This window comes from Micrococcus sp. TA1, assembly GCF_014199555.1.
GTDB lineage: Bacteria > Actinomycetota > Actinomycetes > Actinomycetales > Micrococcaceae > Citricoccus.
On record NZ_JACHNW010000001.1, the window covers coordinates 1,479,842 to 1,504,603 of the forward strand.

General features: G+C 69.6%; 22 protein-coding genes and 1 pseudogene. 14 read left to right on the top strand and 9 right to left on the bottom strand.

Annotation, left to right across the window (positions count from 1 at the left end):
- Positions 1-30: 30 nt before the first annotated feature.
- Positions 31-549, bottom strand: coding sequence for a hypothetical protein (locus tag GGQ69_RS06490; protein ID WP_183526094.1), 519 nt, complete (start codon positions 547-549; stop codon positions 31-33).
- A gap of 180 nt (positions 550-729) precedes the next feature.
- Here GGQ69_RS06490 and GGQ69_RS06495 point away from each other — a divergent pair, with 180 nt between their 5' ends.
- The 3 genes from GGQ69_RS06495 (at position 730) to GGQ69_RS06505 (ending at position 3,743) form a co-directional block, all read left to right on the top strand.
- Positions 730-1,158: a hypothetical protein gene (locus GGQ69_RS06495; protein WP_183526097.1), complete on the top strand. Its 429-nt coding sequence runs from the start codon at positions 730-732 to the stop codon at positions 1,156-1,158.
- 384 nt (positions 1,159-1,542) lie between these two features.
- Positions 1,543-2,295, top strand: a complete 753-nt coding sequence (locus tag GGQ69_RS06500) for an ABC transporter ATP-binding protein (RefSeq protein ID WP_183528370.1) — start codon at positions 1,543-1,545, stop codon at positions 2,293-2,295.
- Positions 2,292-3,743, top strand: a complete 1,452-nt coding sequence (locus tag GGQ69_RS06505; RefSeq protein ID WP_183526100.1) for a hypothetical protein — start codon at positions 2,292-2,294, stop codon at positions 3,741-3,743. Before GGQ69_RS06500 ends, GGQ69_RS06505 begins: the two co-directional genes overlap by 4 nt.
- Before the next feature lie 364 nt (positions 3,744-4,107).
- On the opposite strand, the gene GGQ69_RS06510 is transcribed toward GGQ69_RS06505, so the two are convergent.
- On the bottom strand, positions 4,108-4,410 hold the full coding sequence (locus GGQ69_RS06510) for a hypothetical protein (RefSeq protein WP_183526103.1): 303 nt from the start codon (positions 4,408-4,410) through the stop codon (positions 4,108-4,110).
- Complete coding sequence (locus GGQ69_RS06515) at positions 4,410-4,922, bottom strand: GNAT family N-acetyltransferase (protein WP_183526106.1); 513 nt, start codon at positions 4,920-4,922, stop codon at positions 4,410-4,412. The genes GGQ69_RS06510 and GGQ69_RS06515 overlap by 1 nt, the downstream gene beginning before the upstream one ends.
- A gap of 137 nt (positions 4,923-5,059) precedes the next feature.
- Here GGQ69_RS06515 and GGQ69_RS06520 point away from each other — a divergent pair, with 137 nt between their 5' ends.
- From GGQ69_RS06520 to GGQ69_RS06545, 6 genes and pseudogenes are all read left to right on the top strand, one after another.
- Positions 5,060-5,479, top strand: a complete 420-nt coding sequence (locus GGQ69_RS06520; protein ID WP_183526108.1) for a hypothetical protein — start codon at positions 5,060-5,062, stop codon at positions 5,477-5,479.
- Positions 5,480-5,837: 358 nt separating this feature from the next.
- Positions 5,838-6,335 (top strand): DUF2231 domain-containing protein, encoded by a 498-nt coding sequence (locus tag GGQ69_RS06525; protein ID WP_183526111.1) that lies wholly within the window; start codon positions 5,838-5,840, stop codon positions 6,333-6,335.
- Positions 6,336-6,442: 107 nt separating this feature from the next.
- Complete coding sequence (locus GGQ69_RS06530; RefSeq protein WP_183526114.1) at positions 6,443-7,693, top strand: heparan-alpha-glucosaminide N-acetyltransferase domain-containing protein; 1,251 nt, start codon at positions 6,443-6,445, stop codon at positions 7,691-7,693.
- 414 nt (positions 7,694-8,107) lie between these two features.
- Positions 8,108-8,581 carry a hypothetical protein gene (locus tag GGQ69_RS06535; protein ID WP_183526117.1) on the top strand — a complete coding sequence of 158 codons (474 nt, stop codon included), beginning with the start codon at positions 8,108-8,110 and terminating at the stop codon, positions 8,579-8,581.
- 447 nt (positions 8,582-9,028) lie between these two features.
- On the top strand, positions 9,029-10,309 hold the full coding sequence (gene ectB / locus GGQ69_RS06540; protein WP_183526119.1) for a diaminobutyrate--2-oxoglutarate transaminase: 1,281 nt from the start codon (positions 9,029-9,031) through the stop codon (positions 10,307-10,309).
- A gap of 24 nt (positions 10,310-10,333) precedes the next feature.
- Positions 10,334-14,359, top strand: a pseudogene (locus tag GGQ69_RS06545) (Pls/PosA family non-ribosomal peptide synthetase); the annotation flags it as partial.
- 136 nt (positions 14,360-14,495) lie between these two features.
- On the opposite strand, the gene GGQ69_RS16475 reads toward GGQ69_RS06545, so the two are convergent.
- From GGQ69_RS16475 to GGQ69_RS06555, 3 genes are all read right to left on the bottom strand, one after another.
- Positions 14,496-15,947, bottom strand: coding sequence for an amidase (locus tag GGQ69_RS16475; protein ID WP_370577121.1), 1,452 nt, complete (start codon positions 15,945-15,947; stop codon positions 14,496-14,498).
- A 3-nt stretch (positions 15,948-15,950) separates the two neighbouring features.
- Positions 15,951-16,388 carry a VOC family protein gene (locus GGQ69_RS06550; RefSeq protein WP_183526126.1) on the bottom strand — a complete coding sequence of 146 codons (438 nt, stop codon included), beginning with the start codon at positions 16,386-16,388 and terminating at the stop codon, positions 15,951-15,953.
- A gap of 82 nt (positions 16,389-16,470) precedes the next feature.
- The gene (locus GGQ69_RS06555) at positions 16,471-18,252 is read right to left on the bottom strand and encodes a SulP family inorganic anion transporter (protein WP_183526130.1); all 1,782 of its coding nucleotides are present in this window, start codon (positions 18,250-18,252) and stop codon (positions 16,471-16,473) included.
- Between the two features lie 87 nt (positions 18,253-18,339).
- Between GGQ69_RS06555 and GGQ69_RS06560 the strand changes: the two genes are divergently transcribed.
- Positions 18,340-19,983, top strand: a complete 1,644-nt coding sequence (locus tag GGQ69_RS06560) for an AarF/ABC1/UbiB kinase family protein (RefSeq protein ID WP_183526134.1) — start codon at positions 18,340-18,342, stop codon at positions 19,981-19,983.
- Between the two features lie 106 nt (positions 19,984-20,089).
- A complete protein-coding gene (locus GGQ69_RS06565; protein WP_183526138.1) occupies positions 20,090-20,551 on the top strand; it encodes a VOC family protein in 462 nt (153 codons plus the stop codon).
- 24 nt (positions 20,552-20,575) lie between these two features.
- Here GGQ69_RS06565 and GGQ69_RS06570 read toward each other — a convergent pair whose 3' ends face one another.
- Entirely contained in the window at positions 20,576-21,160 is a 585-nt protein-coding gene (locus tag GGQ69_RS06570; protein WP_183526141.1) for a hypothetical protein, read from the bottom strand.
- A complete protein-coding gene (locus GGQ69_RS06575; protein ID WP_183526143.1) occupies positions 21,157-21,834 on the bottom strand; it encodes a sigma-70 family RNA polymerase sigma factor in 678 nt (225 codons plus the stop codon). Before GGQ69_RS06575 ends, GGQ69_RS06570 begins: the two co-directional genes overlap by 4 nt.
- Before the next feature lie 87 nt (positions 21,835-21,921).
- Here GGQ69_RS06575 and GGQ69_RS06580 point away from each other — a divergent pair, with 87 nt between their 5' ends.
- Together GGQ69_RS06580 and GGQ69_RS06585 are read left to right on the top strand one after the other, a co-directional pair.
- Positions 21,922-22,341, top strand: coding sequence for a DUF3054 domain-containing protein (locus GGQ69_RS06580; RefSeq protein WP_183526146.1), 420 nt, complete (start codon positions 21,922-21,924; stop codon positions 22,339-22,341).
- A 60-nt stretch (positions 22,342-22,401) separates the two neighbouring features.
- Complete coding sequence (locus GGQ69_RS06585) at positions 22,402-22,692, top strand: Lrp/AsnC family transcriptional regulator (RefSeq protein WP_010142736.1); 291 nt, start codon at positions 22,402-22,404, stop codon at positions 22,690-22,692.
- A 40-nt stretch (positions 22,693-22,732) separates the two neighbouring features.
- Here the strand turns inward: GGQ69_RS06585 and trpD are convergent, their stop codons facing one another.
- Positions 22,733-23,779, bottom strand: a complete 1,047-nt coding sequence (trpD, locus tag GGQ69_RS06590) for an anthranilate phosphoribosyltransferase (protein ID WP_183526148.1) — start codon at positions 23,777-23,779, stop codon at positions 22,733-22,735.
- A 334-nt stretch (positions 23,780-24,113) separates the two neighbouring features.
- Between trpD and GGQ69_RS06595 the strand changes: the two genes are divergently transcribed.
- Complete coding sequence (locus GGQ69_RS06595) at positions 24,114-24,692, top strand: heme-copper oxidase subunit III (protein ID WP_183526151.1); 579 nt, start codon at positions 24,114-24,116, stop codon at positions 24,690-24,692.
- The last annotated feature ends 70 nt before the right edge of the window (positions 24,693-24,762 follow it).

Genomic DNA, 24,762 nt, shown 5'->3' on the forward strand with positions numbered 1-24,762 from the left:
CACCGACCGCGTGGTTCCCGTGCGCGGCGGTCAGTCCCAAGCCGTCCTGCCGAGGTCGCCGTGGAGCGTGGTGGACAGGTCACGCACCGTGTACAGCCAGTCCCGGTACCGCAGTTCCACGGCGACGTGGTTCTCCAGGTCCACGATCGCGTGGCCACACCCAACCTGGCCGGCGAACTCCAGCCGGACGCTGTCCCCGTTGCGCCAGGCATCCACAACCTCGTAGTTAGTGGAGGCGTCCCAGATGGGGAGGTCCAGGGGGCTGAACATGGCCAGCGCCGGGTGTGACATCGGGAACTCGTCGCGGTGCGTCCGCAGCGGCGGGGCGTCCGCCGGCTCGAGGACCAGTTCACCGGTGTGGGGGTTGTAGCTGACGGATTCGTCGTCGTTGGTGCCGCGGTATTCGCCGGCCGGGGTCCGGGCGACCACGTGGAAGATGCGGGTGGCGTTTCCGTCGGTGGCGTGGACCGTGGCCTCGATCTGTTCGGGAGCGAAGAGTCTCCGCTTGGACGTGATGAGAGCCGACAGGCTCGTGGCGGCATCATTCATGGTCACTCCATTCCGGTCGTCGTCCCATCATGCCGCCGAACTCCTATGCCGGAGGGGGATCCCCATACAGGGACGACTGAGGGCGAGCAGCCGAGTGAGTCTGGGAGCCACCCGGTCCTGGATCATCAGTGGTTTTGCGGTGCCGCCTGGATGGATAAGGCTAGGAATATGTGTCAGCAGGTGCCCCTCGAGTCCGTTGCAGGATTCGATGGGGCTGCACAGCGGAAATGGATGCGCTCCCTCAGGTCCGCGACCGCGTACATCGAGCTGGTTTTCCACGACGGGGACAACGAGCATCCCTTGAGCAGGACACTGGCCTGGTTAGATCCGATCCGGCAGATCGGCGTCGGTGCCCGTCCGGGTTACCAGCGACCGCAGCCATCGGCAGTCCTGCATCGCTATTCCTACGATCGGGCGATCCTGCACGCCCTGGAAGAGCTGGGGGGCATCTTCGAGTACGTCTCAACGCCAACCGGTGACCGTGTACGGTTCACCCGTCTGGGCAATGTCGATGTCACCTTCCTGGACCGGCACGGCTCGGTTTTGGGCTCGACCGTGACCCATGAAGGACTCATCCTCTTGCCCCGAGGCGACGTCCCACGACAGTGAGGAAAGTGCTGGGCACGTGCCATGGTGCGCACGCGGATCCCGCAAAGGGCAAGCTCCGCACCCGGCGTACACAACATTCTGAGCGTGGCCATCCAGGAGTTGTGCAGCCCTCCGATGAGAGGCGCCCGTTGGAGGATCCCCATGTGAAACGGCGTCGGTGAAGGGGCAGCCTGGAGTTGCTGCGTCGTCTCAGAAGATACTGAGTCTGGAGAGGGATCGGTTCCTCCGGACTGAGCTGGTCCCAGCGCGGTGTCCACGTTCGCCACCGTAACTCCGCCTCCGGGACCGCCTGTTGCCTCATCCTCCGGGGGGATCCACGCCGGCCAGGTTCACCCTGAGGGCCGACGACGGCGGGGCAGCCTCGACGCGAGAGTGGAACCCATGATGACCCACCCCTCCATCGGCACCCCGCCCCTGCTCACCGCACGTAACCTCGTCAAGGACTACGGCACCACCCGCGCCCTCGATGGCGTCGATCTCACCGTGGGGATCGGTGAGTCGGTCGCGATCATGGGCCCGTCCGGGTCCGGCAAGACCACCCTGATGCACGTGCTCTCCGGGATCCTGCTGCCCGAGGCCGGCTCGGTCCTGTTCACGGCGCCCGGGTCCGACCCGGTGGAGGTCACCGCCCTGGACGAGGACGCCCGGGCGAGACTGCGCCGCGAACGCCTCGGCTTCGTCTTCCAGGACGGGCTGTTGCTGCCCGAGCTCACGGCGCAGGAGAACGTCGCCCTGCCACTCATGCTCTCCGGCGTGCCCCGCCCCGCCGCCGAGCACCACGCCGGGCAGTGGCTAGCCGCCCTGGGACTGGACGGGATGCAGGACCGCCGCCTCGGGGAACTCTCCGGCGGCCAGGCCCAGCGCGTGGCCATCGCCCGGGCCCAGGTCGCCGACCCGCAGGTCGTCTACGCGGACGAACCCACCGGCGCCCTGGACTCGGTCACCTCCGCCTCAGTGCTCACCGCGCTCTTGGACTCCACCGTCGGCCGCGGCCACACCCTGGTCATGGTCACCCACGACGAGGCCACCGCCGCCCGCTGCTCCCGCCTGGTCCGCGTGCAGGACGGACGGATCGTGGCCGACTCAGCCACCGGACGGTCCGCGTCCCCCGCGGGCTCCCAGGGAGGCCACCGATGAGCGCGCGTTTGCCCGCGTCCCCGTCCGGATCGCGCGCCGGGATCCCCACCGGGGACCACGCTCCGGCGCCGGCCGGTGACCTTCCGGCGATGCCCGGCCCGTCACCGTCGGGCACGGGTATCGGACGCCACGGCACGGCGGCGCTGCTGCGCTTGTTCCTAGGCAAGCTGTTCTCCGACCGGCAGGTGTGGGTGCTGCCCGTGGCCTCCTTCGCGATCGTCGGCACGCTGACCCTGCTGGTGGCCGGTGGCGCATCTTCCTTCTGGTCCATCACCGGGGAGCTGGGCGGCTTCTACCTCATGCTTTCGGTGTTCGCCCTGATGCTGCTGATCTTCCCCTTGGCCGGGCTGGCCGGCGCCGCGGCAAAGCTGCTGGCCCGACGGCGGGACGAACGACTGTCCTCCCTGCGCCTGCTGGGTGCCGGGACCGGCACGGTGCGCACCCTGGCCGTGGCGGAGGCGGCGGTGCTGGCCGCCGCCGGGCTGGTGGTCGGCGTCGCCGGGTACCTGGTCCTGATGCCCGTGGTCGGACTGATCCCGTTCGCCGGACGGCCCATCGGCGGGGCGGGGATGTGGCTGGGCGGGCCCTGGCTGGCCGCGGTGCTCGGTGCCCTGCTGCTGCTGGCGGTGCTGAGCTCGCTGGCCGGACTACGCCGGATTGAGATCACCCCGCTCGGAGTGCGCACCCGTCAACAACCGGCCCGGGTCCACTGGGTGCGGGTGGTGCTGGCGCTGGCCGGCGTGGCCGTGGCGCAGCTCATGCTGCAAGTCGCCGGGGTCGGGGACATGATGTTCTTCCTCGTCATGGTGCTGATCGGCTTCGGACTGCCCCTGCTGGCCCTGCACTTCATCGGCCCCTGGCTGCTGGCCGTCATGAGCCGACGGTCCTGGCGCCGGGCAAAGGGCCCTAACCAGCTGGTGGCCGCCCGCAACGTCCTGGAGTCCCCGCAGCAGGCCTGGCGCCAGGTCGGCGGGCTGGCGGTGACCGTGTACATCGGCGTCGTCGGCGGCGCGGGCATGGGTCTGGCCGGCGCGACGTCGGCCGAGGGCGCCCGGCCGGAGGACCTGCTGCTGATGGCGGACCTGCGCACGGGCGTGCTGCTGACCATGCTCATCGCCTTCGTGCTGACCGCGTGCTCGGTGGGCATCACCCAGGCCGCACAGGTCCTGGACCGAGCCGAGATGTACCGCGGGCTCGGCCGGATCGGGATGACCGAAGCCACGATGGAGGCCATCCGGCGGCGCTCGGTGTTCGGCCCGCTGTGGACCGTGCTGGTGTTCTCCGTCGGGGCCGCCGTGATCACCACGCTGCCAATGATCGGCGCGGCGATCGTGTTCAGCCCCACCTCCATGGCGCTGGTCGCCGGATGCCTGGTGGCCGGCGTCGCGCTCATCCGGCTGGGGGTAGCCGCCTCCCGGCCGACGCTGCGCGCGGTACTGCGGGGCTAGGTCGACAAGCATGGGCGGCCGTCATCTATCACGCTGGGAAGGGGCTGGCCACCCGGTCCGTCGCCTCCCACCCGGAAGGCTCGGCCCCCACGTTCCGTGGCGTGCTGTGAGCCGTGCCTGCGCCGACGCGGGGTCCACGGACGCTGTATCGGTTGGGGATCCCCTCGTGGGGCAGTCCAGCTGGGTGAACCAGAGGAACTGGTGGTGGGGTCACCGGGTGCTCATCCGGTCCGCTCGTCCGGGTCCAGGCGGGACCGGTGCTGACCCTCAAAGAATGCAGACGGGGAGAACCACTGGCTGGGACGCGGAATGGTCCCGCCTTCGTGGGGATCGGACTCGGCCGGCACCCGTCCGGGTAGCTGGGTCATGGGCAAGGGTTGCGGGGCGCCCCGGCTCGGCCGATCATCCAGCCGGCCAGGAACGAGGCGATCTCCGCCGGCGTGCCGTCCGGGACGTACCAGAGACCGGGCCCCTCGAGTATGGAACCCGGCTCACGGCCGTACTTGATCCGGTCGTCGGTGGAGTAGTGGCCATTGAAGATCAGGGTGGCGGTGATGTGGCGGTACTCGAGATAGACCAGCCAGTAGTCACGTTCTTGGATGTCGGCGTCGGCCTCGACCACCGAGTGGTCCGTCAGCAGGTCGACCACGCGTTCGACGACGAGCACTACCCCTCCTGCTCACTGGTGTAGTTCAAGGCTTTGATCAGCAGGTGATCGCGTTCGGTCTCATGGCGGACTGTTCCCTCGGGGGTGATCCAGTCGTACTCGCTGACATCGAGGACCCCGGTGCGGCGGTATCCCAGGCGGCGGTATAGACGCTCCGCGGCCGGGTTGTCCTCGGCGACGCCGACCGCCATCTGGTAGCAGCCGGTTCGCGCGATGAGGTCCTCGGCGGCGGCGATCAGGGCGCTGCCCACTCCTTGTCCGCGATACTCGTCGCGGACCTGCAGGTGATTGAGTTCCACCGCCTCGGGGTACGCGGTCCGGGCGTTGGACCCGATGCACCCACCCCATTGCAGGACCCCGGAGCCCAGTGGCTCCTGGTCATGCCACGCGACCAGGTACGTGGTCTGGCCGGCCCGCTGGCAGACATGGTGTGCCTCGTGGACGCCACCGGGTGTCCTCCAGCGCGAGCACAACACGCTCAGGTCCGCGTCGGTGCAGGGGCGAATATCCATTCCCCCATTCAACAAGACTCCCCGGAAAGGGATCCCCTTGCGGGGCACCGTGTTCCGTAGGCGGCACGAGCCTGACGCGGTTCAGTCGTTCCTGACTATGGTGGCGGGTATCACTACGCCCATGGTCAGGAGCCATAATGCAACGCAAGGGTTTGGCAGCCGCCGCTATGTGCATGCTTTTCCTGGTGTCGGGATGCAGCAACCAAGCCAATGCCGGCATCAGCGTCCTGGACGAGCCGGCAGCCGACGACCGGACGCTGCCCGCCAACCTGTATCGGGGTGAGATGGAGCCGGACAGCGCCCGGTTCGTCGGCGAACATGAGGGCATCTCATACTTCCTTGCCAAGCCCGCCGACCCCGGCATGGCCGGCGGTGTGTGCATTGTGGCCGTGGAAGCGGAGTCGTCCGCCTGTGACGGCCCTTCCAATGTTGATACCCAGCTGGCGACACTCGGAGTGGCCGGCGCTGAGGCCAGGGTGGTGCGCGACGGGGCCAACACCACCGATCTCACCGATGACGGCTGGACGCAGGTTCACGAGAACCTGCTGGTGCGGTAGCCCGTACCGAGTTCTTTCGTAAGCGGATCCCGTTGCGGAAGGCTCACTGTGGCGTTTAGGTCTATGCGGGCGTAGTTATCGACGCGACCGTCAGAATGCCATCGAGTGGCCCAGGATTCATGGCGGCCTTGAACACTCTATCGATCGTAGTCACCGTAGGGACAAACCGGGAGGCCGCCCTAGGGTCCTTTCGGCCGGTGGGTGATGGGCACTTGTGCGCGACCCGATCCTCAGGCAGGTATCAGGGCCAGCTCAGCAGGCATTCAGCTGTGAGGCGCACAGTTCAGCGCGGGGGTGCACCTCAAGGCAGGTGTCGATTCGGAATCCGGTGGCACTTTGAACCTGAAAGGCAGCGCTCATGGTAGAGATTCTGGGGCTTCCTGCGCACATCTTGTTCCTGCACGCGGTCGTCGCTTTCGCACCGGTGGCCGGCCTGACCGGCATCGTCTACGCCCTGCGCCCACCCTGGCAACGTGTCCTGGAATGGCCCATCGTCATCCTGGCGGTACTCACTGCGGCCCTTACGATACTGACCGCCAGTGCCGGGGAGGTCTTGGAGGAGGCCTTGGAGGAGGTCGGATCCCCCAGCTCCCTGATCGAGGCTCATGCCGCCCAGGGTGACCGGCTCGAGATTGTCGCGGGAGTCTTCGCCGTCGTCGTGATCTTGACGGTGGCGGTCACCGGCCCCTGGAGCACTTCCCGGATCAAGTGGTTGGCCCCGGGACGGGACATTCGGTGGATGGTGGCGGCTCTGCGGGTGCTCACCGTCCTGGCCGGGTTGCTTCTGATCTATCAGGTCGTGGTGACCGGCCATTCCGGGGCCGAAGCCGTGTGGACGGACTGGCGCTCCGGCTGACGCGCCATCGCCCTATCGGCGGTTTCCAGCTGGAATGGTGCAGCGGTGCTTGCCCTGGGAACACCCTGAAAGGGGGTGATGTGGCAGTGGCCACTGGTGGAATTCGCGTGCCAAAACCAGCCGAGGGGTTCTCCACCCCGGGGCCGGCGCCTCCGGGCGGCCCGGTGTCGCGCCGGGTGGAGGGCGTCGACGTCGCCCGGGGGCTGGCCCTGATCGGGATCGTGGTCGTGAACGTGCTACCCGATACCCCGACCGGAGACCTCCTGCTGGTCTGGACCGTGCTCGCGGGCCGGGTGGCCGCGCTCTTCGCGCTGATCGCGGGGATCTCCATCGCCCTGCAGACCGGCGGCCGGCAACCACCCATCGGACGGGCGATGACCGCCGCACGGGGAGCCCTCGCTTTACGAGCCGTGCTGATCACCGGGATCGGGCTGCTGCTGGGGTCCACGGACACGGCGGTGGCGATCATCCTGCCGTACTACGGGATCCTGTTCTTGTTGGCGGCACCCCTGCTGGGCCTGGGGCGGCGGACCCTGTTGGTCCTGGCCGTGGTTTTCGCGGTGGCCGGGCCGGTGGCGATGCAACTGGTCCGCGCCGGGTGGCCGGAGATGCCGGTGTTCGACGACGAGTACACCTTCGGGTTGGCGGCGGCCCACCCGGGGGTCTTCCTCACCGACATGCTGCTCACCGGGAACTACCCGGTCCTGCCCTGGGTGGCCTACATCTGCGTGGGGATGGTGGTCGGTCGCCTGGACCTGAACTCGAAGAAGGTCGCGGCTGCCCTGCTCGGCGCGGGGGCGGCTCTGGCGGTGTCCACGTGGCTGGTGTCGGTGCTGCTGCTGGGTCCGGTCGGGGGAATGGGCCAGATCACGGCCGCCACCCCGGACCTGGACCACGGTCAGATCCAGAACATCCTGGTCTACGGGGAGGACGATGCAGTGGATGGGCTGCCGACCACCACGGGGTGGTGGCTGGCGATCCTGGCGCCCTATACCTCGACCCCGGTGACCATCCTGCACACCGTGGGCACCTCCCTGGCGGTCCTGGGCGCTGTATTGCTCCTGGTGCCGTATCTGGGTCGCACCACTCGTCCCCTCGCCGCGGCCGGGTCGATGACGTTGACCCTCTATTCCGCCCACGTCGTGATCATGGCCACCGACACCGTTGATCCTGAGCGCCCGATCATGTCCATCGCCATCCAGGTCATCGTGTTCATACTCTTCGCCGTTCTCTGGCGAGCTGCCGTGGGCAAAGGCCCCCTCGAAGCCATCCTCGCCGGCGCCACCGGATGGTTTCGCACCCTCATCCTCACCGGCCACCGCCCCGCGCCGCCACCAGACGACCTTGGTGCGCACTAACCCCGCCGCTGCAGTGCAGGCCCGGCCTGCAGCGCATGCACGGAAACGGAGCTACTCCAGGGGCCTGTCATCGATCACCGCAGCCCACGGGAACGAACCAAAGCGCCCCGGGCATGCGTTCCCCCCGGCCCGAAGACGCACGAAGAAGCGCATCACTAATACCGTCCCAGCGGGGAATCCACTCACGGGGCGGTACGGATAGTCACTGCCCCCGCCGGTAGTGGGCGGTGCCAAGCAATCCTCCGCACGGGTATATATGTCAGTGCAGATGCTCCTCCGGCCAGCGTGTGAGGCTTTCCTGCGTACATGCCCATGAGACGTTTGAACCGACACTGCCGGGGTGCCGTGCGGGACGTGCGTACGGTGAAAGGCAGGCGAAAAGGTGCCATGAGTAGGAGACGCGACAAGGATTCCGTGTATTCGTTTCCGGATGATCTGCACACACAGACCCCAAAGGAACAGCTGTCGGCCCTGGCCCAGGAGTACCTGGAAGCCATCCGCCCGTACCTGAACCAGATGCGGGAAATCACCGACCTCTACGAACAGCGCCCCGAGGATTCGGTCCGGATCGAAGCCGGTCACCACCGGTTGGATGAGCTCTGCAGGACGGATGAGCGGGAGCGGACCCACGATGCGATCGACGATGCCCTGGGTCTTGTCGTCCCGAAGAACGATTGCGATTTCCTCGTTTACGAGTTGCTCCGACAGTCCGCCAATTCTTACGAGGAATGCTGGGTGCTGACGGACTGGGAGGACAACATCACCCCGCCGTTGCCGGTGGCCGTCCGGCATCTCATTGGGCAGGCGGTGGTCCGCAGCCCCGAGATCCAGAACGTCGCCGACCGGGCCCACTGGCTCGACCACGAAAACGAAAGCGCCCCTCGGTAGAACGTCCCGTCTGGGATTGACCGAATCTCCGCAAGGCGATCCCTTACGGTCCGTGCCGGGGTCACACCTGCGGATCAGTGCAGTCCACTTCTGAATTCAGTGCAGTCGGGTTCTGAATCTGACAGCGCGCGACGGGAACATGCTGTCCGCGTGGGTCCTCAACCGGACCTCAGACACTTCCGTAAGGTCAGGCCTAAGAGATGGCGCCCCTCCCCCGGAATCCCCACGTGAGAGGCGGGGCTCAGGCCCGACATCTGGTCGCTCAGGCACCCTCACTCTGGAGCCCGCGGGATCCCGTCCGCCGCACCGGGATGACGGCGCCCAAGCCCCCAGGATCTCAGCGAGACAGCGCCACTCATGAGCCGTTGACAACGTTCTCAGCGAGGTGCATATTCGAGTGCCAAGAGGGGGGATGGGCCCACCCGCACCGTCTCGGAAGGAACCCTCGTGGCCCATCTCATAGATGTCTTCGCTGCGCACGAATCCCAGGTTCGCAGCTACTGCCGCTCTTTCCCCCACGTCCTCACCACTGCCAAGGGCAGCTTCGTGTACGACCGCGAGGGCAGAGAGTTCATCGACTTCCTGGCGGGAGCCGGGACGCTCAACTACGGCCACAACGATCCGGACATGAAGTCCGCCCTCATGGCCTATGTCGCCGGCGACGGGATCGCCCACGGACTCGATCTGCACACGGCCGCGAAGGGCGACTTCCTGACCGCGTTCCACGAGGCCGTCCTCGCGCCCCGGCAGATGGACTACAGGGTGCAGTTCACGGGTCCCACCGGGACCAACGCCGTCGAGGCCGCCCTGAAGCTGGCCCGCAAGGTCACCGGACGGACCAATGTCATCGCGTTCACGAACGGCTTCCACGGGGTCAGCCTCGGCTCATTGGCCGCCACGGGAAGTTCTCACCACCGGATGTCCGGCCAGGGCCTCCAGGGCGTGACCCGGATGGCCTATGACGGATACCACGGCCCCGACATCGACACCAGTGAGCTCCTCGAACGCATGCTCAGCGATGCCTCGAGCGGGGTCGACGCCCCGGCAGCGATCATCCTGGAGTGCGTCCAGGGCGAGGGCGGCCTCAACCAGGTCTCGCCCGCCTGGCTGAGACGCGTCGCGGGTCTGGCCGCCCAGCACGGTGCCCTGCTCATCGTGGATGACTGCCAGGCCGGTTGCGGGCGCACCGGGACGTTCTTCAGCTTCGAGGACATGGGCATCGCCCCCGATCTCGTGGTCCTGGCCAAGTCGATCTCCGGTTTCGGGCTGCCCATGTCCGTGCTGCTGATCCGCCCGGACCTCGACCGCTGGAAGCCCGGGGAGCACAACGGCACCTTCCGCGGCAACGCGCACGCCTTCGTGACGGCTGAGGTGGCCATCCGCAAGTTCTGGGCGGGCACCCAGTTCACCGAGGTGATCGGGCGTCGTTCCGAGCTGGTGCGGACACGGCTGGAGGAGATCTCGGGAGCGATCCCGGGGTCCCGGGTCAAGGGCCGCGGGATGATGCAGGGCCTGGACGTGGTCGACGAGGGCGTCTCCGCCGCCGTGCGGCGGACCTGCGCGGCGAACGGCCTCCTGATCGAGGCCGGCGGCCCGCGCGACGAGGTCATCAAGGTCATGGCACCCCTCACGACCGACGAGACCACCCTGGACCGCGGCCTGGAGATCCTCCGCTCCGCGGTGTCCCGGCACGCGGACGACCCGCGTGCCACGCCAGTGGCCGGCTGAGATCCGATCAGAACGGAGTGGGAGATGCCCGATCCGGTGCACGACGTGGACGTGTTGATCGACAGCCGGTTCGACCAGCGGGTGCGCTGGTCCCCCGGTGAACGGCTGGACCACCTGTTCGAGCAGAAGGTGGACAGCCTGGACATCCGCGGACAATCCGGCCGGCTGGCCGTGGACTCCGAGCAGGGAGCCCTGACGTACGCCGAACTGGACTGCCGGGCCAACCGGCTCGCTCGTCACCTGGCCCAGCGCGGTGTCCGGTCCGGAGACCGGGTCGGGTTGCTGTTCGACCATGCGCTCGATGGCTACACCGGCATGCTCGCCACGCTCAAGCTGAACGCCGCCTACGTACCGCTCGACCCGGGGTTCCCCACGGACCGCATCGCGTACATCTGCCACGACGCCGACGTGCGCACCGTCGTCACCTGCGTCTCCCTGCTCCCGGCCCTGGAGTCCGTCACCGCGGATGCCGTCGCCGTGGACGCGGAGGCCGCCGCCATCGCGATGCAGCCCGCGCACCGGCTCGATCCGGGCGAAAGCGGTCTCCCCGTGGATGAACTGGCCTACGTGATCTACACCTCGGGGACGACCGGACGGCCCAAGGGCGTGGCGATCGAGCACGCGAGCATCTGCAATTTCGTGCGGGTGGCGGCCGAGGTCTACGGCATCACGGACGGGGACCGCATCTACCAGGGCATGACCATCGCGTTCGACTTCTCGGTCGAGGAGATCTGGGTGCCCTGGATGGCGGGCGCCACCCTGGTGCCGAAACCGTATGGCGCCGCCCTGGTCGGAGAGGAACTGCACCAGTACCTCCAGTCCCGGAGGATCACCGCCCTGTGCTGCGTTCCCACCCTGCTCGCCACCCTGGAGGACGACCTGCCCGGGCTGAGGTTCCTGCTCGTCTCGGGCGAGGCCTGCCCCCAGGACCTCATCACCCGCTGGTATCGCCCCGACCGGCGCTTCCTGAACGTCTACGGGCCCACCGAGGCCACCGTCACGGCCACGTGGACGCCCCTCGACCCCGACCACCGCGTGACTATCGGGGTCCCGCTGCCCACCTACTCGGTGGTGCTCCTGGATCCCCAGTCCGACCGGGTGGTCACCCGGGGCGGGGTAGGTGAGATCTGCGTCGGCGGCGTCGCCCTGTCCCCCGGTTACGTCCACCGTCCCGACCTCACCGCCAAGGCGTTCATCCAGGACAGCCTCGGCCTGGCCAACAATCCCTCCGGCAGGCTGTACCGCACCGGTGACCTGGGACGGATCGACGAGGACGGGAACATCGAGTACCTGGGCCGCATCGACCTCCAGGTCAAGATCCGCGGGTACCGCATCGAACTGACCGAGATCGAGTCGGTCCTGATGCAGTACCCCGGGATCGCCACGGCGGTCGTCGAACCGCACCGGCCGGAGCCCGACGTCGTGGAACTGGCCGCCTACTACTGCCGGCGCGGGGACTCGGCCGTGGAGCCCCTGCAGGTGCAGGGACTGCTGCGCGACCGGCTGCCGGGGTACATGGTGCCCTCGTACCTCATCGAACTCGAGAAGATGCCCATGCTCCCCTCGGACAAGGTCGACCGCAAGCGGCTCCCCCCGCCCGGTCCGGCCGACCGGCTGGGCGCGACGACGGTGACGGTGGACCCCGAGGGGCCCGTCGAACACGAGCTCGCCCGGCTCCTGGCCGAGGTCCTGCGCATGGAGAGAGTCGGGGTCACCTCGCACTTCTTCGACGACCTGGGTGGCGACTCCCTGGTGATGGCCCGGTTCTGCGCTCGCGTCCGGGAGCACCCGGGGCTGGGCCACCCGGTCATGCAGGACGTCTACCGGCACCCGACCATTCGCGACCTGGCCTCCGCGCTCGTGGACTCCACCGCGTCCGCGGGGACCGGAGCCTTGCCGGCCGGAGCCACCATCGCGGCTCCGCCACCGGCCCACCGGGTGGGCAGGGCACGGTACGCGGCGATCGGGGCGGCCCAGGCCCTGACCTTCATGGCACTGACCAGCCTGTCCGCGTTCGTCTTCATCCTGCTCTTCGACTGGCTGACCGCGGCCCCGGACGGGTGGCACGCCCTGGCCCGCTCCCTCGGCATGGCCTCCGCCATGCTCGTGTTCCTCTCGATCCTGCCCGTGGTGGCGAAGTGGCTGCTGGTGGGCCGGACCAGGGTGCAGCGGATCCCCGTCTGGGGTGCGGGCTATTACCACTACTGGGTGGTGCGCTGGCTGCTGGGCCTGAGTCCGGCCAGGCTCGCCGCCGGGACGCCGGTCTTCATCTGGTACCTCCGCCTGCTGGGGGCCAGGGTCGGCAGGAACACGATCATCCACGGCAACACCATCCCCGCGTTCCCCGACCTGCTCACGATCGGCAGCAACGTCGTGATCTGCCCCGGCACCATGCTCAACTGCTATCGCGTGGACTCGGGAGTGATCCGCAGCGGGCCGGTGACCGTCCGCGACCGGGCCTTCGTGGGCGGTCACGGCGTCCTCGACATCGACACCGTGGTCGGTCAGGACGCGCAGCTGGCCCACTCCTCGAGCCTGGCTCCCGGCCAGCGCATTCCCGCCGGCGAGAGCTGGCACGGCACGCCTGCCGTGCCCGGCGGTGACGATCACCGCACCGTGCCGGACGTCGCCCCGCGGCCCTGGCGCGGCGTCGTGTTCGGCCTCTGGGTCATCCTGACGCCGGTGCTGCTGGCCGCCCCGCTGTTCACGATCACCTGGGCCCTCATCCACGCCTTCCCGGTCATCGGCGGCCCGCTGATGGGAGTGCAGCAGCTCCCCTGGACCGCCTGGCCCTACAACCTCCTCGCCCTGGGGATCACGCTGGTCCTCATCCCCGTGGGCATCACCACCGGCCTGGTGTGGGTCTTCACGGTGCCACGCCTGGTCAACCGGCTGGTCGTACCCGGCCGGGTCTACCCGCTCTACGGGCTGGGATACGTGGCGATGCGCATGGTGATGCGGATGACCAACGCGCGCTTCGGCCAGTTGTTCGGCGACAGCAACTACATCACCGGTTATCTCTCGTTGCTGGGCTACCGGATGAAGCCGGTCATCCAGACCGGCACCAACTTCGGCATGTTCACCCGGCACGACATCCCCTACCTGGTCCGGCTGGGCACGGGCACCATGGTCTCGGACGGCATCATCTTCATGAACGCCGAGTACTCGAGCACGGCCTTCCGGGTGGGTCCCACGGAGGTCGGCGCCCACAGCTTCTTCGGCAACGACGTCCTCGTCACGCCCCGGGCGAGGATCGGTGACAACGTCCTGCTCGCCACCAAGGTGCTCGTCCCGGTCTCCGGCGCGATGCGCCACGACGTCGGCCTGCTGGGTTCCCCGGCCTTCGAGATCCCCCGCAGCGTGATGCGCGACGCCGCGTTCGACGACCTGAAGGAGGGGCCCGAGCACGACCGGTTGCTCCAGGCCAAGCTGCGCTACAACACCATGACCATCGTGCTGCGGCTGCTGACCCGCTGGTTCATCGGCGTGCTGGCCGCCACCCTGTCCCTGTGGGCCATCGACATGCACCAGGACTTCGGCTCCTGGCCCATGGCGCTGGTCATGTTCCTGCTGCCCCTGTTCTCGGCGGTCTACTTCGCCGTGCTGGAGCAGGCCACCATGGGCTTCCGGAGCATGCAGCCCCAGTACTGCTCCATCTACAACCCCTATTTCTGGCGGCACGAACGGTTCTGGAAACTCCAGTCCGACGCGGCCGCCGGCCTGGTCAACGGCACGCCCTTCAAGGCGTGGCTGTTGCGGCTGCACGGAGCCAGGATCGGCCGGCAGCTGTTCGATGACGGCAGCAACCTCGTCGAGCGGTCCCTGGTCACCATCGGGGACTACTGCACCCTCAACCTCGGCAGCATCCTGCAGGGGCACTCACTCGAGGACGGGACGTTCAAGTCGGACGTGATCGTGGTCGAGGACGGCGTGACCCTCGCCCCCAAGGCGTTCGTCCACTACGGCACCCACCTGGGGCGGAACACCCTCATCGACACCGACGCGTTCCTGATGAAGGGGGAGCAGGTCCCGGACGGCCAGTGGTGGCACGCGAACCCGGCCCGGCCGATGCCGTCGAGGGCAGCCGAAGCGTCCGGGGTGCCCGCGACGGTCACCGCGCTCACGCCGTCCCGCGTGCGGGTGCGCATCGTGCACCGGCGCCGGCGGGCCAAGCACCGCCTGTCCCTCACGGACGATGCGAGGACGACAGCGCGGGCGGGCGGCCGGCGAACCCGGTGGCCCTCTCGTAGGCCCCGGCCCAGCGCAGCAGGCGGACGTCGTCGTAGTGGTCGGCCACCAGTTGCCACCCCGCCGGCAGGCCCTCCGGCGTGAACCCGGCGGGAACGCTGAGTGCCGGCAGTCCCGTCGCGGAGATGACGCAGGCCGATCGCATCCAGTCCAGGTACGTCCGGGAGGGCACGCCCGCCACCTCGGCCGGATAACGCAGGGTCGCGTCGAAGGGGACCACCTGCGCCGTGGGGCTGAGGAAGAGGTCGTACCGGCCGAAGAACTCCCGCACCCGCCGCTGCAGCCTCGTCCGGGCCGCGGTGACGGCGATCCAGTCCCCGGCCGTGAGCTCCCAACCCCGCTCCACGTTCCAGACGACCTCCGGCTTCACCTCCTGGGGGTGCGCCCGCACCACGTCACCCAGGTGGGCGGCGAAGTGCATCGCCCGCGTCGCGTCGAACACCCGGTCGGCCTCCCGCAGGTCGATCGTCGCCTCCTCGACGACGGCCCCGAGGTCCTCGAACACGCCCAGCTGTGCCTCCAGCACCTCCCGCACCGGGCGCTCGACCGGGATGCCCAGCCCGAAGTCCGGCGAGTAGCCGATGCGCACCCCCGCCAGGCCGCCGTCGTCCCCACCGGCGGGCTCCGGCAGCAGGCCGGCGAATGAGTCCCCCGTCAACGGCGCGGCCAGCGGCAGCTCGTCGACGGGCCCTGCCACGGCGGTCATGAACAGGGCGATGTCCTGGACGGTGCGTGCCATCGGACCGATGCGGCCGAGCCACTGCCACGCGTCCAGCGGCGAGGGGGCGGGGATCACCCCGTAGGACGGGCGGAAACCGACCACGTTGCAGAACGAGGCGGGGATGCGGAGGGACCCGCCCATGTCGCTGCCGTCCCCCAGCGGTTGGATCCGGGCGGCCAGGGCCGCTCCCAGTCCCCCGCTGGACCCGCCCGCACTGCGATCGGGCGCATACGGGTTGGTCGTGGTCCCGAAGACGTCGTTGAAGGTGTGGGAACCCGCCGCGAACTCCGGCACGTTGTTCTTCCCGGTGGTCACGACGCCGGCCGCCCGCAGCCGCTGGACGACCAGGTCGTCCTGGTGCGGGACCTGGTCCCGGAAGACCGTCGACCCCTGGGTGGTGCGCATGCCCCGCGTGCGGTGGGTGTCCTTGTGGGTCATCGGCACCCCGTGCAACACGCCGAGCTCCCCACCGGCGGCGGTGACCTCGTCGGCCCGGCGCGCGGCCACCATCGCGCCCTCGGGGTCGAGGGTGACGACGGCGTTGATGACCGGGGTGACCTGGTCGATGCGCCGCAGATGGGCCTCCACCAGCTCGCGGGACGAGACCTCGCGGGCACGGATCATCCGGGTGAGCTCGACGGCACTGGCCTCCAGCAGGTCGTCCGCCACGGCTCAGCCCAGCCGCTCGGCCAGCATGACGATGATCCCCTCCGGCCCGCGCAGGTAACAGATCCGGTAGGCGTCCTCGTAGCGCACGATGTCACCGAGCAACCGCGCTCCCCCGTCGACCGCCGTGCGCACGGCCGCGTCGACATCGTCCACGCCGAACGCCACGCGGTGCAGTCCGTGCGTGTTCGGCGGGGCGTCACGAGCGGCGTCCCGGGCCGCCGGGTGCCGGTAGTGCTGCAATTCCAGCCGGCCGTGGCCGTCGGGCGTGACGAGCATGACGATGTCCGAGCGGACGTCCTCCAGCCCCACGGTGCGGTCCACCCAGTCTCCCTCGACCGAGGCCTCCCCCTCCACCGACAGGCCCAGGGCCACGAAGAAGTCCCTCACGGCGGTCAGGTCCTCGACCACGATGCCGACATTCTCCAGCCGCTGGATGCCCATGCGGCCCCACGGTACGCGGGTCATCCGCGCACGGCGAGACCTCCATCCCGGTTCACCCCGGCTCACCCAGGTTCTGTCCGGTTCACCAGGACTCGCCGCGCAGGTCCGTTCGCTCCTCCGGCGTCTCGTCGATGTCCTGACGCAGCCGCCCGGTCACCGCGTCAACGGCCGCCCCGACGGTCGGGGGGAATCGCTCCGGACCGAAGCGTCCGGCCATCCCGTATCGCGCGAGGGAGTCCTTGACCGGGCCCTTCAGTTCGGCGAGCAGCAGGGTGACGCCCTGCCCGGCCAGCCAGTCATCCAGGTCCGCCAGTTCCTCGGCCGCCGTGGTGTCCACGTCCGTGATGGGTTCGGCCGCCAGCACCAGCGTGGTGGGCGGCGTCCCGCCCGCCGCCCTGACCTGGCGCACCACGCGGCGCACGCAACGGCGCACCCACTGGTTGAACAGCCCGGCGTTGACGAAGAACAACGGGGCGTCGAAGCGCAGGATCAGGATGCCCGGGACCCGGGTCGCCTCGGGGTGACGGCGCAGGTCGTGGTATCCGCGCAGCCCCGCCACCAGGCCGAGCTCCGTGCGGTAGGGCCGCCAGGCCCGCACCACGAAGGCCACGAACGCCAGCCCGATCGCCAGTCCGAGGCCCTCCAGCACGCCGACCAGGAACACGCCCAGCAGCGTGGCCGTGGACAGCGCGGCGTCCACCCGGTCCATGCGCCACAGCCTCAGGTACCGCCCCACGTCCAGCAGGCTCAGGGCGGCCACCATGACCACCGCGGCCAGGACGGCCTCCGGCAGGTACCGGGTCGCCCCGGGAGCCAGCAGCATGAACGCCATGATCAGCAGCGCGCTGAGGACATGGGCCAACTGGGTCCTGGCCCCGGACTGCTCGGCCACCGGCGTCCGCGACCCGGAGGCCGAGACCGCGAAACCCCCGAACAACCCGCCGGCGATGTTGGCCAGGCCCAGCCCCGCCATCTCCTGGTTGCCCCCGACGTCCTCCTGCTGACGGGCGGAGTAGGCCCGGGACAGGGCGATGGAGTCCGCGAAGGCGATGAGTGCCACGCCGACCGCGGGCCAGGCCAGGGCGCCGACGTCGGGCCATCCCAGCCCGCCCAGGGCGGGCGCGGGCAGGCCCCGGGGGATCTCCCCCACCACGGGCACCCGGTCCTGCAGGCCGAACAGGACGGTGATCCCGACGGCGGCGACCACGGCGACGATCGTCCCCGTCACCTTGGCGACCGGCAGCAGCCGGAACCCCAGGATGACCGTCAGCGTGCCGACGCCCAGCGCCGCGGCCAGCGGCGAGGCCGCACCGGCCGCGATGCCCGCCACCGTCCCGGTGACCTGGCCGAGCGGGTCGGCGGCGTCGACGTCGATGCCGACCAGCCCCGGCAGCTGCGAGGCCAGCACCAGCAGTGCCAGCGCGTTCAGGAACCCCGTCCGGATGGGCACGGACAGCAGGTCGGTGACGAACCCGAGCCGCAGGACGCCGCCGAGCACCAGCAGCACCCCGACCATGATGGAGAGCAGCCCCGCCAGCGCGACGGCGCGGGCCCCGTCCCCGGCCGCCAGCGGCGTGATGGTCACCAGCAGGATCGGCGCCAGCGCCGAGTCCGGGGCCAGGACCAGGATCCGCGACGGGCCGAACACGGCGTAGGCGAGCATCGGCACGATGGTGGCGTAGAGGCCGGTGTACGCCGGCAGCCCCGAGGCCTGGGCATACCCCATCCCCACGGGGATGAGCACGGCCGTCAGGACCAGTGCCGCGCGCGCGTCGGCCCAGAGCCAGCGACGCTGGTAGCGCGCGGCGACCCCGACTCCGGGGACCAGCCCCGCCACCCGCTCCAGGGCGCCAGCGGAGGACATGGAAGCAGGGTATCCCCGGCCGGCACGGCACGGACAGCATCCCGGGGCGACTGTGCCAGACTCGACCCCGACAGGAGGTGCACGATCATGGGTTCCAGGGCCGAACGCTACCGGGAGATCGCCGAGGTCTTCTCCGTCCACGGATTCGGGTTCGTGGTCAGCGCGCTCGGTCTCTCCGGCCGCTTCCCGTTCCACCGCATCCCGCGGCACGCATCGGGCCAGGCGTACTCCCGGCCCGAGCATGTCCGGATGGCCCTGGAGGAACTGGGGCCGACCTTCGTCAAGATGGGGCAGATCCTCTCGACGCGACCGGACCTGCTGCCACCGCCCTACGTCCGGGAGTTGTCGAGGCTGCAGGACCAGGTCGGTCCGATCCCCGCCGCCGACGTCATGGCCGTCCTGACCGAGGAACTGGGATCGACCTCCGTCTTCGACGGCTTCGAGAGGAAGCCGCTGGCCAGCGCCTCCATCGGACAGGCCCACGCCGCCACCCTCGACGGCGTGGAGGTCGTCGTCAAGGTGCGCCGCCCCGGGGTGGTGGAGACCGTGAACCAGGACCTGGACATCCTGGAGAACCTGGCCCAGCAGGCGACCCGGCGCTGGGACTTCGCCCGGGACCACGACGTCCTCGGCCTCGTCCGCGAGTTCTCCGAGACCCTCCACCATGAGCTGGACTACCTCCGCGAGGGACGCAATGCCGAGCAGTTCGCGCGGAACTTCGCCGACGACCCGGCGGTGCACATCCCGGTGGTGCACTGGGAGACCACCTCGTCCCGCGTGCTCACGCTGGAACGGATCCGCGGCATCAAGATCCACGACGTGGAGGCGATCTCCGCCGCCGGGATCGACCGGTCCGAGCTGGCCGAGCGGGCCACCGGCGTGTTGTGCCGGATGGTGTTCGAGCACGGCGTCTTCCACGCGGACCCGCACCCGGGCAACTTCTTCGTCGAGGAGGACGGCACGCTCGGCATCATCGACTTCGGCATGGTGGGCACGATCGACGACGAGCTGAAGGAGACCCTCGGCGACATCCTGGTCGCGATCGTCCGGGGGGACCCGTCCCGGGCGACCTCCGCGCTGCTGCGGCTGAACCGGTCACCGGAGAGGGTCGACCGGGCCGCACTGAAGGAGGACGCCGGGGCGCTGATCGAGCGTTTCAGCGGCCACTCCATCTCCGATCTCCCCGTGTCCGCGCTGATCAACGACGTCCTGAGGATGCTGCGCCGGCACCGGTTGCACCTGCCGAACGACCTGGCGATGCTGTTCAAGATGCTGGTCATGGCCGAGGGGCTGGGGCGCCGGCTCGACCCGGACTTCCATCTCGCCGTCGTCCTGGCCCCGTTCACCCGGCGGCTCGTCCTGCAGCGCTACTCCCTCGACGCCCTCCGCCGCCGCCTGGGAGAGGTGGTCGACGACGTGCGCCAGGCGGGTGAGGACGCGCCGCGGTTGCTGCAGAGCCTGGTCGACCTGGTCGAACGGGGCGGACCCCAGCTGACCCTGGGACCCGAGGAGCTCGAGCACCAGCGCACGCACAGCCAGCTCGCCGGCAACCGGATCGTCGCCGGCCTGCTGGCCGCGTCCTTCATCCACGTCGCCGGTGGCATCGTGGCCACCTCCGGCACCGGACGCACCGCCGCGCTGCGCGGCCCCGTGGCCGCCGCCTCGGCCGGTGCCGCAGGCCTGCTGGGTGGATACCTGGCCTTCAGCGGACGACGCCGGCGGCGCAGATGAGTCCCCCGGCCCGGCCGGGCGGGACCTGCACCCGCGTGACCCCGTGGTGGGGACGGCAGCAGCGCAGCCCTTCAGGGCAGGCGTCGACGGCCCCTACCGTGGGTGCATGACCGAACGCTCCCCCGCCTACGGACTGCAGATCTGCGTCGACTGCGCCCGCCCCCACGAACTGGCCGACTGGTGGGCCGAGGCCCTGCGCTGGGAGGTCGAGGTCCAGGACGAGGACTTCATCCGGCGGATGGTCGCCGAGGGCCATGCCACCGAGGACGAGACCACCACCCACCACGGTCGGCTGGTCTGGGTGGCCGGCGCGGCGATCGGCCCGCCTCCGGGCATGACCGGCGCCCAGGACCGGCCGCGGATCCTGTTCCAGCCGGTGCCCGAGACCAAGACCGTGAAGAACCGCGTCCACTGGGACCTGCGCGAACCCGGGGCCGACGACGACCGCAGGGCTGCCGAGGTGGAGCGACTCGTCGCTCTGGGTGCTACCCGGATCGGGTCCGGACGGCAGGGCCCGTTCGGCTGGACGGTACTGGCGGATCCCGAGGGCAACGAGTTCTGCGTGTGACCGGCGCCGCGGTGACGCCAGTCCTCAGCGCAGCAGGACGGCCACGCCCACGCACGCGCACGCCCAGAGCTGGCTGGCGAAGGTACCCAGGATGAACCGCTCGGCGGCACCGGACTTGCCCAGTTCCGAGTACCGCCCCAGGGCCTTGACGGCCAGGATGATGGCCAGCCCCTCCGGCCAGCCCATCAACAGGGTGGAGGAGACGGCCAGGCGCTCCAGGACGCCGATCCACGCGCCACCGCGCAGCACCGGCTGGGCGTCCACCTCCTCGTTGAACACCGGTTCCCCGTCCTTGCCGGTCAGCATGGGCTGGTGCTCCGGGTGGGAGGCGTTGAAGGAGATCTGCAGGATCGCCGTGGTGGGAGACCCACCGCCCAGGGTGGCGGCTAGCACGGCCAGTGGAGCGGCCACGGCCCACCCCGCCCCGCCGCCGGAGAGCAGGGCGGTCACGGCGGAGATCCCCAACAGGACCAGCTGGACCAGGGCCGTGGCGTAGAGGACCCGGTGGGGGCTGCCCGCCGTGCCGCGCGTGCGGGTGAAGTACTGCGGCACGGCCAGGATCCCGGCGATCACGAGCAGGACGAGGGACGCGACGGAGAACCCACTCACCGGAGGCCCCCCGGCGCTGAGCCTCCGGCGGCCAGCCGCCCGTCCAGCCCCTCCAGTTGGGCCGCCGCGACGGAGGCGAGGCGGCGGGTCTCATGCCACAGACCCGAGCGCAGTCTCGAACTCACAGCCTGCTGGGTGATGCCCAGCCGTTCGGCCGCCTCGCGCTGCGTCAGTCCGTCGTCCACCAGCCGTCCGGCGTCCTGTCCCTCCTCGCTGCGCCGGTACTCCAGCTCGGCCAGCAGCTGCAGTCCGGCCTCCACGGCCTCGAGCAGTCCCGCCGGGTCCGCGTCCTCCATCGCTGCCCCGGCCACTGCGGGGCGGGACACGGGCGCCGACACCGCCACGTGGCCCGGGGAGTGCTTGGCCCGTTCGACGGCCTCGCGGGCGTTCTCGAAGGCGGGTCCGGCTCCGGCCCGGGTCTCCCGCGGCATGGGTTCCCGTACCGGCCCCACGCCGATCCCGACACTCCAGTGCCCGGAGCGTGCCGCCGACAGGGCGATGCCGACCACGACGTCGGCCCGGTCCAGCAGCCCCTGCACCTCGTCACCGGCCGTACGCTGGAAGGGACGCACGATCCCCGGCTCAGGCCCCTCCGCGTTCAGCCCGTCCACCAGCCCGGCCACCCGGTCCGGGCCGGAACTCGACCCCCGTTGGTCCATCGTCATCACGAACATGTGCACAATCCTAGAGGTTTGTTCTCGTAACAACAACGCTCTGGGTTTGTTCAAAGGCGGTTCTCGGTCGTCGCCTACGATCGAGGGATGGCCCGAGACGCTCAGACCTCCGCTTCCTCCCCCACCGCACCGGCCCGGTCCGCGTGGTGGCCGGGGCTCGCCCTCGGGGTGGACGTCCTGCTGATCATCCTCTTCGCCACCCTGGGCCGCAGGACCCATGCATCCGGAATGGATCCAGCGGGGATCCTGTGGACCGCCCTGCCGTTCCTCATCGCCTGGGCCCTCATCACCCTGGCCACCCGCCGTCAGTGGGCCCGACTATGGCCGGCCGGCGTCGTGGTGTGGCTGGTCACCGTGGCGGGCGGTCTGCTGCTGCGCGTCCTGTTCGGGGACACGGCGGCCCCCTCCTTCCAGCTGGTGACCGCACTGGTGCTCGGCGTCCTCCTGCTCGGGCGCCGGCTCGTCACGACGCTCCTGCTGCGGCCCGGCCGCCGCGCGCGGTCCTAGGATGAGTCGGGGGTCGCGGAGCAGTGCGGCCTCCAACCGACCGATCCAGGAGGAACCGTGATGGTGACCGCATTCGTCATGATCAAGACCGACCCCACCCGCATTCCGGAATGCGCCACCGAGCTGGCGGACCTGGAGGGTGTGACGGCCGTGTACTCCGTGACGGGCAACTGGGACCTCATCGCCATGGTCCGCCTGCGCCAGTTCGACGACCTGGCCGACGTCATCGCCGACCACCTGTCCAAGGTCGAGGGCGTCCGGGACACCGAGACCATGCTCGCGTTCCGTGCCTACTCCCAGCACGACCTCGAAGAGGGCTTCGCGCTCGGGTTCGAGAACATCGAGCGCTGACCCTGCGGGAGACTCCCGGGTCGTCCCTCCGGGGAGCCCCTCAGGCGTTGGAGACCGCCACCCAGGTGTCCAGCACGGACTGGGCCGCGCCGGAGTCGATGGACTCCACGGCGCGGTCCATGTTGGCCCGGATCCGGTCGAACAGGTGACCATCGGCACGCGTGTCGAAGGCGGTGAGTCCCGCCGCCGCATTGAGGACCACCGCGTCCCGCACCGGTCCCTTGCGCCCGGCCAGCAGGTCCCGGACGATCCCGGCGTTGTACGCCCCGTCCCGGCCGGCCAGGGCCTCCACGGGCGCCAGCGGGATCCCGAACTCCTCGGGGTGGAGTTCGTACTCCTCCACCGCGCCGTCCCGCACCTCGTAGATCGCGGTGGGACCCGACGTCGTGATCTTGTCCCGCCCGTCGCTGCCGCGGAAGACCAGGCTGCGCACGCCTCGATCCGCCAGCACCCCCGCCAGCAGCGGGGCCATCCGGGCACTGGCGCAGCCCAGTGCCTGGGACCGGACCCCGGAGGGGTTGGTCAGCGGGCCGAGGTAGTTGAAGACGGTCGGCACGCCGAGTTGCTTGCGCGCGGGCGCCACGTACTTCATGGACGGGTGGTATCCCTGGGCGAACAGGAAGGTGATGCCCGCCTTCATCGCGCACTCAACGACCTTCTCCACGGGCAGGTTCAGGTCCACGCCCAGCGCCTCGATCACGTCCGCCGCACCCGCGGTGGAGGACGCCCCCCGGTTGCCGTGCTTGACCACCGTGGCGCCCGCGCCCACTGCCACGAGGGAGGACATGGTGGAGAGGTTGACGGTGCCGAGCTTGTCCCCGCCGGTGCCCACGATGTCGAGGGTCTCCCCCGGGACGTTCAGGTGCACGGCGTTGTCCAGCATGACCTGGGTGAGGCCGAGCAGCTCGTCGACCGTCTCGCCCTTGGCGGAGAGTGCCACCAGGAAGCCGGCGATCTGGGCGTCCGTGGCATTGCCGGACATGATCTCCCGCATCGCCCACATCGCCTGGTCCGTGGTCAGGTCTCTCCGGCCCAGCAGCAGGCTGAAGATGAACGGCCAGGACAGGGATTCAGTCGGAGTGCTCACGGGCTCATGCTAGTCCCGGCCCCCACCTGCACCGGGATCGGCGACACACTGTTGCCCCGGCACCGCCTCGCGGGCGCCTCGCCCCGGCGGCCGGGCCGCCGGTCGGGTCCCGGCGCACCCGCCCTGGCCGGAACGTCCGTGACCTGCGAACCTGTACGAAGCCTGGGCGTAGCCGTGGAATCGCGTGCGAACAGCGCGGAACCGGGAACAGAGGGAAACGCCGACACGTTCGTCGCATTGGAGCCGTGAGACGTTTTAGGGCCATAATGGGCGGGTGACGACTGCAACCCATGCCCTCCCCAGGCCCGCGACAGGGCTCCCCAGCCGACCCAATATGGTGCAAGTAGGCACCATGGTCTGGCTCTCCAGCGAGCTCATGTTCTTCGGTGGCCTCTTTGCCATGTACTTCACCCTGCGCTCGACATCTCCCGAGCTGTGGGCCGAGAACACCGCCACGCTGAACGTGCCCCTCGCGTTCGTGAACACCCTGATCCTGGTGGCCAGTTCCTTCACGGCCCAGGCCGGCGTGTTCGCGGCCGAGCGCCTGCAGCCGCACCGCACCGGTGGGCTCCTCTCGCTCAAGCGCTGGGGCATGGTCGAGTGGTTCATCCTGACCTTCATCATGGGCGCCATCTTCGTGTCCGTCCAGGCCTACGAGTACGCCGTGCTCGTTTCCCACGGGGTCACCATCGACGCCAGCGCCTACGGTTCGGCCTTCTACATCACCACCGGTTTCCACGCCCTCCACGTGACCGGCGGGCTGATCGCGTTCTTGTTCATCATCGGACGCGCCTACCTGGCCAAGCGCTTCGGTCACCACGAGGCCACCTCGGCCATCGTGGTGTCCTACTACTGGCACTTCGTCGATGTCGTCTGGATCGCACTCTTCGCCATCGTCTACTTCCTGAAATAGGCCACGCCGTCACCGGCACTCTCGCACCACACTGAGGTCGACCGGAGACGGAACGTCACCCTGCTCCGGT